We start from the raw sequence: 15,651 nt of genomic DNA, 5'->3' as shown, positions 1-15,651 counted from the left end.
TCCGGAGGATTCCGTTACCATGCGGTAACATGAGCTTCCGCCAACCCGTCACCATCGAGTAACACCCGGCACAAAGCGTTACCATGCGGTAACCAGGAGTCTGTACGCCATGGGCGAACCTGCCACCAAGACCGGTTTTTCCCCGGGTCGGCGCCGGACCCTGCAGGCCCTGGGTTGCCTGGGCGCCCTGGGCTGGGCACGCGTCGGCGCCGACGAACCCATCCGGTTCGGCCTTACGCCGGTGTTCCTGGACGACCAGATGGGTTTTCTGGAACGCTGGCGGCACTACCTGGAAGGGCGCCTGGAACGGCCGCTGCAGTTCGTCCAGCGACGCAGCTATGACGAGATCCTGCGGTTGCTGCTGGAAGGACACATCGACTTCAGCTGGCTGTGCGGTTACCCCTACTGGCGTCATCGGCACCACCTGGACCTGATCTCGGTCCCGGTCTACGCAGGCGCGCCCCTCTACCGTGCCTACCTGATTCGCCACGCCGAGGACACCCACCTACAGGACCTGACCCAGCTGCGCGGGCATACCTTCGCCTATTCGGACCCGGACTCCAATTCCGGCTATCTCTATGTGCGCCATCGCCTGCAACAACAGGGCCTCGACCCGGCGACCTTCTTCGGTCGCGGTTTCTTCACCCTGGCCCACCGCCGGGTCATCGAGGCCGTGGCGGTCCGGCTGGCGGATGCGGGCGCGGTGGATGGCTACGTCTGGGACGTGCTCTCCCGCCGCGCCCCCAGGATCACCGACGACACCCGCGTCATCGAACGCTCGGGCCCCTTCGGTTTTCCCCCGGTGGTGGCCAGTCGGCACCTGGCGCCGACGCTGAGTGAATCGATGCAACGGGTGCTCAACGGGATGCACCGGGATGCGGACGGCCGGGTCCTGCTGGCGGAACTGGCCCTGGACCGTTTCCAGACCGCGACCCCCGACCTCTATGAAGACATCGGTCGCATGGCGGACGGGGTGGCCTGACATGCTGCTGCTGCGCGATCTCAGCCTACGCTACAAGATCCCCCTGCGGGCCGTGGTCCTGGTACTGATCACGGCCACCCTGCTCACCGCCGTGCAGGTGCCGCGGGAACGGGATGAGCTGCAGCGGGACCTGGAGGAAAACGCCCGGCTGCTGGGTATCACCCTCACCCAGAACCTGGTGGTGCCCCTGATCCAGGATGACGTCTGGCGGGCCTTCGAACTGTTGCGGGCACCGCTGTCCGGGGTGGACGAGCGGGCAGCGGAGCGCCTGCCCTTCGCCCTGGTGTTGTTTGACCGGGACCTGCGGGTGATGGCCAGCTCCGATCCCGCCCGCTATCCGGTGAACGCGGAGCCCGAGGCCCTGCCCCGGTTTCGGGGTATCGCCCCCTGGGTACGGGCCTCGCCCACCCTGCCCGGGGCGCGGCCCCTGGTGGTGGACGAAAACACCCTGGCCCTGGTGCTGCCAGTGGTGGCCGACGGCGTCACCCTGGGACATCTGGCCCTGGGCTATTCCCGGGACGGCATGCGCGCCCGCGCCGCCCGCCTGGTGCGGCAATCGGTGGTCTACACCCTGGCCCTGCTGGCCCTGATCCTGCCCCTCACCTGGTACTGGGGGCAGCGCACCGCCAGGCCGCTGATCAAGCTGGCCGACGGCATGGCGCAAGTGGGGGCCTGCCTGCCCGAGGATGCCGCCCTGGACCTGGAAGAGTCGGGGGACGAGATCGGTCGTGCCGGCGTGGCCTTTCGGCGCATGCTCTATGAACTGCGGCAGAAAGAGGCCCTGGAGCAGGAGGTGATGGTGAACGAACGGCTGGCGGCCGTGGGACGCCTGGCCGCCGGCGTGGCCCATGAGATCAACAACCCTTTGGGCGGGATGCTCAATGCAGTGGATACCTTCAAGCGCTACGGCGGCGATGCCGAGCAGACGGCCCGCACCCTGTCCCTGATCGAACGGGGCCTGCTGCAGATCCGGGACACGGTTTCCGCCCTGTTGGTGGAGGCCCGCCCCTCGGGCAAGCCCCTGTCCCTGCAGGACTTTGAAGACCTGCATACCCTGGTATCCGCCGATGCCCACCGACAACGGGTGAACTTTGACTGGCACGTGGCGCTGCCGGACGTACCCCTGCCCCTACCGGCCACCCTGGTCAGACAGGTGGTACTGAACCTGCTGCTCAACGCCCTGCAATCCACACCACCGGGCAAGATCATCACCGTCTGCGCCCACATCATGGGCGAGTGCCTGAGCATCCAGGTGATCAACGCAGGCCCCCCCATCCCACCGGAACGCCTCGGCCACCTGTTCGAACCCTTCGCCGGAGATCACCCCCGCGGCCACGGCCTGGGCCTCTGGGTGAGCTACCAGATCGTCCAGCAGCTCAAGGGACAGATCGCCTTGGACAGCGACGAAAGCGGCACCGGCTTCACGGTGAGACTGCCCCTGTGCCCCGTGGAGGATTGATGAAGATGAAGACGAAGGCACGCATCCTGATCGTGGAAGACGACGCCATCATGGGTGAGTCCCTGCTGGATCGTTTCCGCCTGGAACACTACGACGCCCTCTGGTGCCGCTCCGCCGAAGACGCCCTTGAGCGCCTGTCCGCCCGGCCGGTGGATCTGATCCTGAGCGACATCCGTCTTCCCGGGATGAACGGCCGCGCACTGCTGGAGGCCGTCAACGGTCTGGCGGCGGCACCACCGGTCATCCTCATCACCGGTTACGGCGCCATTCAGGAGGCAGTCTCGGCACTCAAGGCGGGGGCGGCGGACTATATCACCAAACCTTTTGATCTGAACCGGCTGATGGAAAAGGTGGCGGGCCTGTGTCCCGAGCGAGAAGACCGGGAGGGTTTCCCGCCCCTGGGCGTCTCCGCGCAGATGCGGCAACTGGAGTCCCTGTTGCCCCGTGTGGCCGCCCAGGCCGGAACCATCCTGATCACGGGAGAATCGGGCGTGGGCAAGGAACGGGTCGCCCGGCGCCTGCACGATCTGTCCGGTAGCATCCCCGAAGCACCCTTTCTGGCCATCAACTGCGCCGCCCTGCCCCATCCCCTGCTGGAGGCCGAATTGTTCGGCCACGAGAAAGGTGCCTTCACCGGTGCGGACCGCCGCCGTACCGGGCTGTTCGAGGCCGCGGGGAGCGGTAGCCTGTTCCTGGATGAGATCGGGGAATTGGATCTGTCCATGCAGGCCAAGCTGCTGCGGGCGGTGCAGGAACGGGAGGTGATGCCCATCGGCAGCCACAACCCACGACGATTCGAGGCCCGGCTGATCTTCGCCACCAACCGGAATCTTAGGGAGGAAGTGGAGCAGAGCCGTTTCCGGCAGGACCTGTACTACCGGATCAACGTGATTCACCTGCACGTCCCGCCGCTGCGGGAGCGGCGGGAGGACATCCCCTGGCTGGCCCAGGGGTTCGCGACGGACTGCTCTCGCCGACAGGGCAAGCGCTGCGTGATCGCCCCCCAGACCCTGGAGGCACTGACCACCCATGACTGGCCGGGCAACGTGCGGGAACTCAAGCACGCCATCGAAAGGGCCTGCATCCTGTCCGATTCACCGGTGATCCAGAGATGCGATATTTTCCGGGAGCGTGACGTGGGCCTATCGGAAACCCGCGCCGGGGACACCGGGACATCGGCTCCGGCGGCAAGCCATCAGGACTTTGACCTGTCCACCCATCTGCAACGCTGTGAGCGAGCCTTCATCCTGGAGGCCCTGCGGGCCAACGAGGGCAGGATCACCCAGACCGCCCAGGCCCTGGGTATCAGCCGCAAGAATCTATGGGAGAAGATGCGGCGGCTGGGGCTGGAGGCTGATGGGCCGGGGCATTGACTTATTCGGAATCTCCCACACAGATGCGGTTACGCCCCCCGGATTTGGCCTGATAGAGCAGTTTGTCGGCGGCAATCAGCAATTCCTGCAGGCTCGTGTCCGGCCTGTGCTGACAGATGCCGATACTGACCGTGACCGGCCGGGGAACCGGGAATCGATGGGCGGCGATGGCGGCCCGGATCTTCTCGGCAATGACCATTGCCGCGGCCTGATCCGTTTCCGGAAACAGGATGAGAAACTCCTCGCCCCCCCACCGCGCTACACTGTCGGTGGCGCGAACCATGCCGCGCACCAGGGCCGCCAGTTCCTGAAGCACGAGATCGCCCACATGATGGCCATGGGTGTCGTTGATCTGCTTGAAATGGTCGATATCGAAGAGCATCAGTACGAAGGTGCCCTGATAGCGACAGACCCGCGAATATTCCTGCTCCAGCTGTTCGTTCATCTTGCGACGATTCATCAGACCGGTCATGGAGTCGGTCTGGGACAGCCGCTCCAGCAGCGCATTATTGCGCTGAAGTTCCTGATTCTTCTGATACAGGGCATGTTCCGTCACCGCCTCAATGGCCTGCGAAATGGTGCCGATCTCGTTTTTCAACTCTGCCAGCGGCACTGACTTTCGCGTCTGGCCCAAGGCCTTGCCATCGACCACATCCCGAACCCGCTGCTCCAGCAGACGCAACGGCCCCACGATATGGGCACTCAGGTTTCGCGCCATGAAGGCAGACAGCAACAACGCGATACACAGCACCACGGCCACGCTTTGCAGGATGCGCCACATGATGGGCAACAGGACTTCCCGCTTCTCCACCATGGTGACCACGGTCCAGTTCAGGGGCTCTTCATGAATGAACTGCACCATCCAGGTCCTTTGATCCACTTCCAGGAAGCGCTGACCGCTTCCCTCCCCCACCATCGGAGCCAGGCTGTCCCAACCGGCAAACCGGGTACCAATCAAGCCATCCTGCGCATGAAACAGTATCCTGCCCTCATGATCCAGCACCAGGTTGCGGGCAGTGGTGAAGGAGGGATCGCGGGCGCCGATGACCTCCATCACCGCATCCACCAAAGCATCAATTGCCACCACGCCGCGTAGCCCGCCATCCTCGTCCAGCAATACCTGACTGAACGACACCAGCCACTCGTCCGACTTGATTTCACGGTAAGGGATGCCGCCCGACAATGCCGGGCCCGCTCGCACCCCCGCCTCATACCAGGGGCGGACACGGGGATCGAATCCGGGAGGCGGCACATAATCATTGATGACCAAACGGCCGTCCTCGTAGGCGGCGAAGATGAAGTGTATGGTCGGATTGGCATCCTGCAGCACACGGAACAGTTCCAGGAGCCGCGACTCATCACGGTAGTCCGTATCCATGGCCTCACGGACGAAATCCTCGGCGGCCAGATACTGCACGACGGACCGCAACGGTTGCACATAGCCGCGAATATGGTGAGCGGCAGCCAGGTTCTTGTTGCGAATCACCGCCTGGGCCGAGTCGAGGCCACTGTGATAGAGCACGACCGAGACCAGGGAGCCCAGCAGGATCACCATGGCCAACGTCAGCAAGAGCAGTTTTCCGAACAGCGTCTTCTGGAGGCTCATGCCGCCGGTATCTCTGCTTTGGCTGGTTGCCCCCGGATTGTGGGGGAACGTGGAAGGAAGGTATGCCGCGGGCGCCATGCCGGCGACCGGATCCCGCTCATCTTACCAAACAGCGCCGTCCTGACGCCGCCACTCATCCTCACCAGCTCCGCCGTCACTCATCTTGGCCAGCTCCCGTCGTCACTCCCGCGAAAGCGGGAGCCCAGGAGTTTCAGCCCGCCACTGGATTCCCGCTTGCGCGGGAATGACGGGCTGGATAGCTCCTGCATCACACTTCCGGAATACCGCTTTTGCGGGAATGCCACACCCGGAACCTCCCTGGGCCTTCAGATGAGACCGCTGATCAATGAGGGCAGGTCTACGACTGCCTGACCACCAGGGTGGAGGCAATCATGTCATGGAGACCTTGCTTGCGCCGGGTAAAGGCGATCATCAGATAGCCGATGAACAGCAAAAGCGCCGAAAGGATCTTGGACCAGTAGCGTCCATTGGCACGGCCGAAGCCGATCCGGTTGCCGTCCATGTCCGTCACCCGCAGACCCAGCATTCGCTTGCCGGGGGTGGATTGCCATTTCGAGGACTCGAACACCGTGTAGTAAAGCCATCCGAGCAGCAGGGACAGCAGATTACCCACGTCTCCCGCAACCAGGGTGATCTCCTGCTCCGTGGCGCCGCTTGCGGCCATGGATGCCCCCAGGGCAAAGCCCAGCGGAACCGCCACCACGACGGTGATCAGGGTCAGGATGATTATGTCGATCACAAACGCCAGCAGGCGATACCAGAATCCGGCATCCCTGACCGATGCCGAGACAGACGTGGCAGCGGCGCCCGTTCCCGCCGCCATGCCGGCCGGCAGCGGCTGCGTGCCGAGGGACGCCCCGCAACCGGAGCAGAAACGTGCTGAATGATCGTTGTTGTGACCACATTGCGTGCAGTACATGGCGACACTCCCTGTATCGTCGACGATGGCTAGAACAGGGATTTTACCCCGTTCGATCTCCGCCTGCCGGGTTGATCAGCGAATCAACGACAGCCACCCGGCCAGGGCCAGCAGCGTGACCAGCAGCACCGGCGGCGTGATCAGGATGCCGATCCTGAAATACTGCCCCCAGGTGATCTTGATGCCGCGCCGTGCCAGCACATGCAGCCACAGCAGGGTGGCCAGACTGCCGATGGGGGTGATCTTCGGCCCCAGGTCCGAACCGATGATATTGGCGTAGATCATCGCCTCCTTGACCACGCCGGTCACATTGGCCTCGTCGATGGACAGGGCCACCACCATCACCCCGGGCATGTTGTTCATGATGGAGGAGAAGAAGGCGGCGATGAAGCCGGTCCCCACCGCCGCCGCCGTCACCCCGTACTGGCCGATCCAGTCCAGGGCAATGGCGATGTCCGCCGTCAGACCGGCATTGCGCAGGCCGTAGACCACCAGATACATGCCCACGGAGAAAATCACGATCTGCCAGGGGGCGCTGACGAAGACCCGGCGGGTGGAAATCACATGCCCCCGCGCGGCCACCGCCAGCAGGATGGCGGCACCCAGCCCCACCATGGCGGAGATGGGCACGCCCATGGGCTCGACCACCAGAAAGCAGAACAGCAACAGGGCCAGCACCACCCAGCCCGCCTTGAACACGGCCGGGTCCTTGATGGCCTGTTCGGGTCTGCGCAGGCCATCAAGGCTGTAGGTGCGGGGGATCTGTTTGCGGAAGAACAGATACAGGATACCCAACGAGGCGGTCACCGAGACGGCGTTGACCGCCATCATCACGGCGGCGTACTCGCGGAAGTTGATGCCGAAGAAATCCGCCGAGACGATGTTCACCAGATTGGAGGTGACCAGAGGCAGGCTGGCGGTGTCGGCGATGAAGCCCGCGGCGATGACGAAGGCAAAGGCCGCCCCGGCGGTGAAGCCCAGGGCCAGGAGCATCTCCAGCACGATGGGGGTGAGCATGAGGGCGGCGCCGTCGTTGGCGAACATGGCAGCCACCACCGCGCCCAGCAGGATGATGAAACAGTACAGGCGCAAGCCGCTCCCCTTGCCCCAGCGGGCCACGTGCAGGGCCGCCCATTCAAAGAAACCGGCCTCGTCCAGGATCAGGGAGATGATGATGATGAACACGAAGGTGAGCGTGGCGTTCCAGACGATGTCCACCACGATAGGGACGTCGGAGAACTGCACCACCCCCGTGGCTAAGGCCAGGGCCGCGCCGCCCAGGGCGCTCCAACCGATGCCCAGCCCCTTGGGCTGCCAGATGACAAGGGTGATGGTGACGATGAAGATCGTCAGGGCGGTCAATAACATGGGAACGTCCTGTGGGCGGGTTCGGTGATTGTGAGTCAGGTATCGGCACGAAACGGATTGCAGCAGCCGGGGTCATCCGCCAGGCACTTGAGCAGATCAAAGCGGGACACGATGCCCACCAGCCGCCCCTCCACCGCCACCGGCAGCGCCTGGATACCATGGTTGATGAACAACCGGGCAGCCACGCTCATGTCATCTTCCGGTTGCAGGGTAAGCAGCTGTCGAGTCATCACCTCGCCCGCAGTCCGACCGCCGATGCGGTTGGGATCGTCGCTGGAGGCATCCCCCAGGGGAGAACGATACAGGGACTCCTTCCACCAGGCCGCCCGTGGTTCCACCCGCTCATCCGCCATGCGGTGAGTCAGGTCGCCGGTGGTGATGATGCCCACGAGAACGTCGCCCTCTTCCACCACGGGCAGGCCGTTGATGCGGTGCTTCACCAGCAGACGGGCCACCCGCTGAATGGGGGTATCCGGTCTGACACTCAGCGGGTCCGGCGTCATCAGGTCCTGTATGCGCATGGCGATCTCCCCAGGATGAATCAGTCAGACAACCACTGCCGCACCTGTTCGGCCTTTGGCATGGAACCGCTGTGCACCAGGATGCCATCCATTACCACCGCCGGGGTGGACATCACCTTGTATTCCACCAGGGCCTCGGGACGGGTGTCCTTGGTCACCCGGGCTTCCACCCCCATTTCCCCCACCACCTGTTCGATGAGTTGGGCGGTATCCTGACAGCGGGCACAACCGATGCCCAGCACCTTGATCTCTTTCATGATTCACCTCCAGTGATTGAAAAAATGGCCTGTCCCTTGGGGCTACATCATGCCCGACAGCAGCGGCCCCAAGGCATTGAGGATCCACCCGATCAGGGTGAAGGACACCAGCAACATAACGAAAACGATCACCAGCAACCGCCACTGCATCACCTGTTTGAGCAGCACAAACTCGGGGAAACTGGCCGCCACCGTGCTCATACAGAAAGCCAGGGTGGTGCCGATGGGCAGGCCCTTGAGCAACAGACTCTCCATCACCGGCACCACACCGGTGATATTGGTATACAACGGAATCCCCATCAACACCGCCAGGGGCACCTGCCACCAGGCCCCGTCCGCCAGATGGGTTTCCACCCAGTCATCGGGGACGAAACCGTACAGGGCCGCCCCCAGACCCACACCGATGAACACCCATTTCCAGACCCGACGCAGGATCTCCAGGGTTTCATCGCGGGCGAACTCATGACGTTGCTTCAGGCTCAGACGACGACGCTCCGGTGCCTCCACGTTATCCGTCGAAGCCTCGGCGTAAGCCTTGGCCAGAAACGGCTGCAGCCATCGTTCGGCACGAATGGCATCGAGAAAGGCCCCGCCCAACATGCCCACGGCAAACCCCACCGCCACATACAGCAGGGTGATCTGCCAGCCCAACAGCCCCCAGAGCAGGACGATAGCCACCTGATTGATCATGGGCGAGGTGATCAAAAAGGACATGGTGATGCCGATGGGAATCCTCGCAGTGGTAAAACCGATGAAGACCGGCACACTGGAGCAGGAGCAGAAAGGGGTGATCGCCCCGAAGGTGGAACCCATCAGGTAACCGAAAAAGCGGTTGCGTCCGGCCAGGAAGGCCCGCATGCGTTCCAGGTCCAGGGAGGCACGCAGCAGGGCCAGCACATAGATGAGCACCAGCAGCAGGGCGAAGATCTTGGTGACGCTGGCAACAAAAAAATGGGCCGCGACGCCCAGGGCCGTCGAGGGATCCAGGCCCGCCAGCGTGAAGACCAGCAGAGTGGCCAGTTGATTGAAAATTTCCAGCACGATGCTCTCGGGTCATTTCCTGGTCATGACAGACAAGATATACTTCATATCGCATATTCGCAAGAACAAATATTAAACCACCCCCCTGAGCACCGATACATGACTTCATCCAACGCCCCCAACATCCTTTTTCTGTGCACCGGCAACTCCTGTCGCTCCCAGATGGCCGAAGGCTTTGCCCGCCATCTGGGTGGTGACGCCTTCCGGATCCAGTCGGCAGGCATCGAGGCCCACGGCAAGAACCCCCGGGCCATTCTGGCCATGGCGGAGCTGGGCATCGACATCAGCGGCCAGGCATCCACCCGTGTCACCGATGCCATGCTGGCGGAAGTGGATCTGGTGGTGACGGTCTGCGGGCACGCGGACGAGCATTGCCCCCTGCTGCCCCCGGGCACCCGTCGTCTGCACTGGCCCCTGCCGGACCCGGCCAAAGCCACCGGTACTGAAGAAGAAATCACCCTGGCCTTCAGACAGATACGGGACGAGATCCAGGCACGGGTGAGCGCCCTGCTGGCGGATCTGAAGCGCTGAGAAGCTGAAACGAAAAAACCCGCGCCTGGATAACCGGACGCGGGTTTTTTCTTACTTTGAATGTGGTAGCGGGGGCAGGATTCGAACCTGCGACCTTCGGGTTATGAGCCCGACGAGCTGCCAGACTGCTCCACCCCGCAACTGAAGACATGTATACTACTGATCTTGCCCGGACAATGCAAGAGCTTTATGCAAATTTTTTCCAACTCATGCACCACGGTGGATCAGGTGCCGACGCAGATCGTGTCGATAGATGAATCCGGGCATGGCAAACACGGCAAACATGGACAGGGTGATGGCATAGAACTGCCAGCCCTGGACATGGATCGTGCCGGTGACCAGGCGCTCCAGCCCGAGGCCGATGGCCACCACTAAAGCGTAAAGTATACCCCACTCCAGGAAACGAATGAAGGCCGGTTTGTCGCCCCCACGGGGCGTCATGACGAACAGGACCCGCTCATTGAGCCACGGGAGATTGGCCGCCACCAGGGCGATCAGAAGATAGAGCCAAACAGAAACCTGCAAAAAATCCATATTCTCCTCCCCTATCGGACTGCCGCGGTAAGAGACATCAGGATACCGGGAAAGATCCCAAGCCCCAGCATCAGCAGGCCATTGACCGACAGCACCACATTGACATCCATGCCCCGGGACAACTCGGTCCGGTCTTCCGGCTTATCGAAGTACATGAACTTGATGATGCGCAGGTAGTAGAAGGCGCCGATCACCGACATCAACACGGCGAACACGGCCACCCAGATGAAGCCCACCTGCACCACGGCCTGAAGCACCGCCAGCTTGGCATAGAAGCCCAGGGTCGGCGGCAGACCCGCCATGGCGGCCATGAGCAGCAGCATGATGAAGGCAAACCAGGGGCTGCGCTCATTCAGGCCGCGGAAATCCTGGATATTGTCTGCCTCAAAGCCCTGGCGGGACAGATACAGCACCATGCCGAAGCCGCCGGCCGCCATCAGGGCATAGGCGATCACGTAGAACAGGGCCGCTGCATTCCCCTCCGTGGTTCCGACCATGACCGCCAGCAGCACAAAGCCCACATGGGAAATGGTGGAGTAGGCAAACATGCGCTTGATGTTGGTCTGGGCGATGGCCACCACGTTACCCACCGCCAGGGACAGCACCGCCAGGATCAGCAGCATGCCCTGCCAATCCGCGTGCAGCGGTCCCATGCCGTCCACCAGCAGGCGCATGATGATGGCCAGGCCGGCGATCTTGGGTGTCGTGCTGATGAACAGGGTCACCGGGGTGGGGGCGCCGTGGTACACATCCGGCAACCACATGTGGAAGGGCACCGCACCCAGCTTGAAGGCCAGGGCCACCACCACGAAGGCCAGGGCGAACACCAGGGCCATATTGAATTCACCGGAGGCGGTGAGGATGCCCGCGGTCACGCCGGCGATCTCCAGGGTGCCCGTAATGCCGTAGAGCATGGACATGCCGTAGAGCAATACGCCCGAAGCAATGGAGCCCAGCACGAAATACTTCATGGCGGACTCGGCCGCCTGGGTGGAATCCCGATTGAAGGCCACCAGGGCGTAGAGGCACAAAGACAGCAACTCAAGGCCCAGGTAGAGGGTGAGCAGGCTGTTGGCCGAGATCATCACCATCATGCCCAGCACGCCGAACAGCCCCAGGACATAGAACTCACCCCGGTAAAGATCCCGGGTCATCAGATAGGGCCGGGCGTACAGGAAGACCACCGCCGAGATCAGCAACACCACCGATTTGAGCAGGTCCGACATGGGATCGGCCACGAAGGTACCGGACATGGTGATACGCACCTCCGGGGCGGCCAGCCACACGGTCAACACCAGGGCGCCCAGCACGGAGAACTGGGTCAGTCCGTAGGTGATGTCCCGACGGGCCTGGGGGATGAAAAGATCCGCCACCAGGATGAAGCAGGCCATGCCCAGCAGGAAAAGCTCGGGAATGACGGGGATGAAATCCGGAATCTCAAAGGTCATATCGGCATCCAGGAGAGCTTAGAGCTTGGAAACGGCGATATGCCGCACCAGGTTGTCCACGGTGGCGTCCAGCACATCCAGCAAGGGCGCCGGCCAGACCCCCAGAAGGAGCACGGCAAAGGCCAGCACGCCCAGCACCCAGAACTCACGCCGGTTCACATCCGTCAGTTTGGCCACGTTGTCATTGGCCACCTCGCCGTAGACCACCCGCTTCACCAGCCACAGGGTATAGGCCGCGGCCAGGATCAGGGTGGTGGCGGCCAGCAGGGCAATCCAGAAGTCGGCGCGGAAGGCGGCCAGGATCACCATGAACTCACCCACGAAGCCCGAGGTACCCGGCAGCCCCGTATTGGCCATGGCAAACAGGACGAAGAAGGCGGCAAACCAGGGCATGGTGTTGGCCACACCGCCGTAATCGGCGATCCGGCGGCTGTGCATGCGGTCATAGAGCACACCCACACAAAGGAACATGGCCGCGGAGATCAGGCCATGGGAGATCATTTGCACCATGCCGCCGCTGATCCCCAGGGCGGCCCCCTGCCAGGAGCCGGTGTTGTTGTAGATCATGAAGACGATGAAGAAGCCCAGGGTCACGAAGCCCATGTGGGCGATGGACGAATAGGCGACCAGCTTCTTCATGTCCTGCTGCATCAGCGCCACCAGACCGATGTAGACCACGGCGATCAGGGACAGGGTAACCATCAGCCAGTCCAGGGCCATGGCTGCGTCCGGGGCGATAGGCAGGGAGAAGCGCAGGAACCCGTAGCCGCCGATCTTGAGCATGATCGCCGCCAGGATCACTGAACCGCCGGTGGGCGCCTCCACATGGGCGTCCGGCAACCAGGTATGGACCGGGAACATGGGAATCTTCACCCCGAAGGCCAGCAGCATGCCCAGGAAGATCAGCATCTGGGCGGTCATGCCCAGGGGCAGATGGTGGAAGTCCAGGATGGAGAAGCTGCCGGACTGGGTGTACAGGTAGATCAGGCCGATGAGCAGGAACACCGAGCCCAGGAAAGTGTAGAGGAAGAACTTGAGGGTGGCGTAGATCCGGTTGGGGCCGCCCCAGATGCCGATCACCAGGAACATGGGGATCAGCATGGCCTCGAAGAAGACGTAGAACAGCACCGCGTCCAGGGCCGAGAAGACCCCGTTCATCAGGCCCTCCATGATCAGGAAGGCAGCCAGGTACTGGGACACCCGATGCTGTATCACTTCCCAGGCGGCAATGACCACCAGCACCGTGATGAAGGTGGTGAGCAGGATCAGCGGCATGGAGATCCCGTCCACGCCCAGGTGGTAATGGATGTTGAAGGTGCTGATCCAGGGGATCATCTCCACGAATTGCATCTCGTGGGTGCCGCGGTCGAACTGGGTGAACAACGGGATACTCACCAGGAAGGTCAGCACCGCGAAGGCCAGGCCCACGCGCCGGGATGCCTCGGGCATCCGGTCACCCATGGTCAGGACGATCAGGCCGCCGAGAATCGGCGTCCATATCACAAGAGAGAGCAGTGGCCAGTCAGCGAACATTATTTCTTCCCAGTGGAATCCTGCGTTGATCCTGTCGTTGCACCCAGCACGACCGCGCTAGAAGGCAAACGCCATGATGAGTACCAGCAGACCGATGATCATGGCGAAGGCGTAGTGATAGACGTAACCCGTCTGCACCTGACGTACCTGCCGGGACAACCAGCCCACCGTCCTGGCACTGCCGTTGACGAGGGTCGTATCGATCAGCAGCGTGTCACCAAAGCGCCACAACCACTGCCCCAGGCGCTGGGTTCCCTTGGCGAACACCGCCTCATTGAACTGGTCGAAGCCATAGCTCCGGTTGAGCAGGTTGTAGGCCCAGGGCGCACGACGGCGGGCGCTGTCGGCAATGTCCGGGCGCTTCATGTAGACGTACCAGGCCGTGGCCAGACCCGCCATCGCCAGCCAGAAGGGCGGCATCGCCAGGCCGTGGGCGATGAAGCCCGTGACGCCGGTGTAGCCCTCGCCCAGACGGGCCAGTACATCCCGGGTCTCGTCCACATGGATCACGCCGGCAAAGAAATCGCCGAACAGCAGGGGACCAACGAAATAACCCGCCAGCACCGAGGGGATCGCCAGCAGGATCAGGGGCACGGTGACCACCCAGGGTGACTCCTTCGGATCTCCCTGCAGGCCGTGACCGTGGCCCTCATGGTCGTGTCCGTGATCGTGATCAGTGCCGGGTGCCCCGTGGCGGAAACGCTCCTCGCCGTGGAATACCAGGAAGAACATGCGGAAGGTGTACAGGGCGGTGACGAACACCCCCAGCAATATCAGCACGTAGGCAATACCCGCCCCCGGAATCTCCGACAGTGACACGGCCTCGATGATGCCGTCCTTGGAGAAGAAGCCGGCCAGCCCCGGGAAACCGATCAGGGCCAGGGAGCCGATCAGGGCGGTGGCATAAGTGATGGGCATGTACTTGCGCAGCCCGCCCATGCGACGGATGTCCTGCTCATGATGCATGGCCATGATCACCGAACCGGCGGCCAGGAACAGAAGGGCCTTGAAGAAGGCATGGGTCATGAGGTGGAAGATGCCCGCCGCATAGGCGGAGGCGCCCAGGGCCACCGTCATGTAACCGAGCTGGGACAGGGTGGAATAAGCCACCACCCGCTTGATGTCGTTCTGCACCAGCCCCACCAGCCCCATGAAGAAGGCGGTGACGGCACCAATGATGAGCACGAAGCTCAGGGCGGTCACGGAGAATTCGTACAGGGGCGACATGCGCGCCACCATGAAGATCCCCGCCGTCACCATGGTGGCGGCATGGATCAGGGCCGAGATGGGGGTGGGGCCCTCCATGGAGTCGGGCAGCCACACATGCAGGGGCACCTGGGCCGACTTGGCCATGGCACCGATGAACAGCAGGATGCAGGCCACGGTCAGCAGGGACCATTCGGTGCCCGGCAGGACACTGATGCCGGCCTGGGACATGCCTTCGGCCTGACCGAAGACGGTGGCGTAGTCCAGGCTGCCGGTGTAGAAGACGATGGCGGCAATCCCGAGCACGAAGGCAAAGTCCCCCACCCGGTTGACGATGAAGGCCTTGAGGTTGGCATGGATGGCGGTGGGCCGCTTGAACCAGAAGCCGATGAGCAGGTAGGACACCAGGCCCACGGCCTCCCAGCCGAAGAACAGCTGCATGAAATTGTTGGCCATCACCAGCATCAGCATGGAGAAGGTGAACAGGGAAATCAGGGCAAAGAAGCGCTGATAGCCCGGATCCTCACGCATGTAGCCGATGGTGTAGATGTGCACCATCAGGGAGACGAAGGTCACCACCAGCATCATCAGGGCGGTGAGGTTGTCGATCAAAAACCCCACCTCGAAGCGGATGCCGTCACTGACCAGCCAGGTGTAGACGGTCTCGTTGTAGACCTCGACCCCGCCGATCACGTGTTGCCAGAACACCACCAGCGAGAGCAGGAAGGAGACGGCTACCCCGGCGATGGTGGCGGTATGCGCCCCGGTCCGCCCGAGCTGCCGGCCGAACAGACCGGCGGCGATGGCCCCGAACAGGGGAGCGAGTACGATGAGCAGATAGATAGTATCCAT

General features: G+C 62.8%; 14 protein-coding genes and 1 tRNA gene. 4 read left to right on the top strand and 11 right to left on the bottom strand.

The genetic code is table 11. The features are described from left to right. Positions 1-109: 109 nt before the first annotated feature. The 3 genes from ECTPHS_RS07040 to ECTPHS_RS07030 are packed head-to-tail and all read left to right on the top strand — an operon-like array spanning position 110 to position 3,814. Positions 110-982: a PhnD/SsuA/transferrin family substrate-binding protein gene (locus ECTPHS_RS07040; protein ID WP_008932019.1), complete on the top strand. Its 873-nt coding sequence runs from the start codon at positions 110-112 to the stop codon at positions 980-982. A gap of 1 nt (position 983) precedes the next feature. Beyond that, the gene (locus ECTPHS_RS07035; protein ID WP_008932018.1) at positions 984-2,441 is read left to right on the top strand and encodes a sensor histidine kinase; all 1,458 of its coding nucleotides are present in this window, start codon (positions 984-986) and stop codon (positions 2,439-2,441) included. After that, the gene (locus ECTPHS_RS07030) at positions 2,441-3,814 is read left to right on the top strand and encodes a sigma-54 dependent transcriptional regulator (RefSeq protein WP_008932017.1); all 1,374 of its coding nucleotides are present in this window, start codon (positions 2,441-2,443) and stop codon (positions 3,812-3,814) included. The genes ECTPHS_RS07035 and ECTPHS_RS07030 overlap by 1 nt, the downstream gene beginning before the upstream one ends. A gap of 1 nt (position 3,815) precedes the next feature. Here the strand turns inward: ECTPHS_RS07030 and ECTPHS_RS07025 are convergent, their stop codons facing one another. The 6 genes from ECTPHS_RS07025 to ECTPHS_RS07000 all read right to left on the bottom strand — a co-directional run bounded on the left by ECTPHS_RS07025 (position 3,816) and on the right by ECTPHS_RS07000 (position 9,547). After that, the gene (locus ECTPHS_RS07025; protein WP_008932016.1) at positions 3,816-5,420 is read right to left on the bottom strand and encodes a sensor domain-containing diguanylate cyclase; all 1,605 of its coding nucleotides are present in this window, start codon (positions 5,418-5,420) and stop codon (positions 3,816-3,818) included. Positions 5,421-5,778: 358 nt separating this feature from the next. Then, complete coding sequence (locus ECTPHS_RS07020) at positions 5,779-6,360, bottom strand: RDD family protein (RefSeq protein ID WP_008932015.1); 582 nt, start codon at positions 6,358-6,360, stop codon at positions 5,779-5,781. A gap of 75 nt (positions 6,361-6,435) precedes the next feature. Beyond that, positions 6,436-7,728 (bottom strand): arsenic transporter, encoded by a 1,293-nt coding sequence (locus ECTPHS_RS07015; RefSeq protein WP_008932014.1) that lies wholly within the window; start codon positions 7,726-7,728, stop codon positions 6,436-6,438. A gap of 35 nt (positions 7,729-7,763) precedes the next feature. Then, on the bottom strand, positions 7,764-8,249 hold the full coding sequence (locus tag ECTPHS_RS07010; RefSeq protein WP_008932013.1) for a CBS domain-containing protein: 486 nt from the start codon (positions 8,247-8,249) through the stop codon (positions 7,764-7,766). A gap of 20 nt (positions 8,250-8,269) precedes the next feature. After that, on the bottom strand, positions 8,270-8,506 hold the full coding sequence (locus tag ECTPHS_RS07005; protein ID WP_008932012.1) for a thioredoxin family protein: 237 nt from the start codon (positions 8,504-8,506) through the stop codon (positions 8,270-8,272). Between the two features lie 42 nt (positions 8,507-8,548). Continuing rightward, on the bottom strand, positions 8,549-9,547 hold the full coding sequence (locus ECTPHS_RS07000) for a permease (RefSeq protein WP_008932011.1): 999 nt from the start codon (positions 9,545-9,547) through the stop codon (positions 8,549-8,551). A gap of 99 nt (positions 9,548-9,646) precedes the next feature. Here ECTPHS_RS07000 and arsC point away from each other — a divergent pair, with 99 nt between their 5' ends. After that, the gene (gene arsC / locus ECTPHS_RS06995; protein WP_008932010.1) at positions 9,647-10,078 is read left to right on the top strand and encodes an arsenate reductase (thioredoxin); all 432 of its coding nucleotides are present in this window, start codon (positions 9,647-9,649) and stop codon (positions 10,076-10,078) included. A gap of 63 nt (positions 10,079-10,141) precedes the next feature. Here the strand turns inward: arsC and ECTPHS_RS06990 are convergent. From ECTPHS_RS06990 to nuoL, 5 genes are all read right to left on the bottom strand, one after another. Then, a tRNA-Met gene (locus ECTPHS_RS06990) sits at positions 10,142-10,218 on the bottom strand. Between the two features lie 67 nt (positions 10,219-10,285). Further along, positions 10,286-10,612, bottom strand: a complete 327-nt coding sequence (locus tag ECTPHS_RS06985; protein WP_008932009.1) for a DUF2818 family protein — start codon at positions 10,610-10,612, stop codon at positions 10,286-10,288. Positions 10,613-10,623: 11 nt separating this feature from the next. After that, positions 10,624-12,060 carry an NADH-quinone oxidoreductase subunit NuoN gene (nuoN, locus tag ECTPHS_RS06980; RefSeq protein WP_008932008.1) on the bottom strand — a complete coding sequence of 479 codons (1,437 nt, stop codon included), beginning with the start codon at positions 12,058-12,060 and terminating at the stop codon, positions 10,624-10,626. Between the two features lie 18 nt (positions 12,061-12,078). Continuing rightward, entirely contained in the window at positions 12,079-13,593 is a 1,515-nt protein-coding gene (locus tag ECTPHS_RS06975) for an NADH-quinone oxidoreductase subunit M (RefSeq protein ID WP_008932007.1), read from the bottom strand. Positions 13,594-13,650: 57 nt separating this feature from the next. After that, positions 13,651-15,651: an NADH-quinone oxidoreductase subunit L gene (gene nuoL, locus ECTPHS_RS06970; RefSeq protein WP_008932006.1), complete on the bottom strand. Its 2,001-nt coding sequence runs from the start codon at positions 15,649-15,651 to the stop codon at positions 13,651-13,653.

It is taken from the genome of Ectothiorhodospira sp. PHS-1 (assembly GCF_000225005.1).
Taxonomy (GTDB): domain Bacteria; phylum Pseudomonadota; class Gammaproteobacteria; order Ectothiorhodospirales; family Ectothiorhodospiraceae; genus Ectothiorhodospira.
This window is presented reverse-complemented; position numbering and strand designations above follow the sequence as displayed.

Bases quoted from the DNA above. Each gene is read 5' to 3' on its own strand.
- ECTPHS_RS07025 (WP_008932016.1), bottom strand. From the start codon at position 5,420: ATGAGCCTCCAGAAGACGCTGTTCGGAAAACTGCTCTTGCTGACGTTG.
- ECTPHS_RS07035 (WP_008932018.1), top strand. From the start codon at position 984: ATGCTGCTGCTGCGCGATCTCAGCCTACGCTACAAGATCCCCCTGCGG.
- ECTPHS_RS07015 (WP_008932014.1), bottom strand. From the start codon at position 7,728: ATGTTATTGACCGCCCTGACGATCTTCATCGTCACCATCACCCTTGTC.
- ECTPHS_RS06985 (WP_008932009.1), bottom strand. From the start codon at position 10,612: ATGGATTTTTTGCAGGTTTCTGTTTGGCTCTATCTTCTGATCGCCCTG.
- ECTPHS_RS07030 (WP_008932017.1), top strand. From the start codon at position 2,441: ATGAAGATGAAGACGAAGGCACGCATCCTGATCGTGGAAGACGACGCC.
- arsC (WP_008932010.1), top strand. From the start codon at position 9,647: ATGACTTCATCCAACGCCCCCAACATCCTTTTTCTGTGCACCGGCAAC.
- ECTPHS_RS07020 (WP_008932015.1), bottom strand. From the start codon at position 6,360: ATGTACTGCACGCAATGTGGTCACAACAACGATCATTCAGCACGTTTC.
- nuoN (WP_008932008.1), bottom strand. From the start codon at position 12,060: ATGACCTTTGAGATTCCGGATTTCATCCCCGTCATTCCCGAGCTTTTC.
- ECTPHS_RS07010 (WP_008932013.1), bottom strand. From the start codon at position 8,249: ATGCGCATACAGGACCTGATGACGCCGGACCCGCTGAGTGTCAGACCG.
- ECTPHS_RS07005 (WP_008932012.1), bottom strand. From the start codon at position 8,506: ATGAAAGAGATCAAGGTGCTGGGCATCGGTTGTGCCCGCTGTCAGGAT.
- nuoL (WP_008932006.1), bottom strand. From the start codon at position 15,651: ATGGATACTATCTATCTGCTCATCGTACTCGCTCCCCTGTTCGGGGCC.
- ECTPHS_RS07040 (WP_008932019.1), top strand. From the start codon at position 110: ATGGGCGAACCTGCCACCAAGACCGGTTTTTCCCCGGGTCGGCGCCGG.
- ECTPHS_RS06975 (WP_008932007.1), bottom strand. From the start codon at position 13,593: ATGTTCGCTGACTGGCCACTGCTCTCTCTTGTGATATGGACGCCGATT.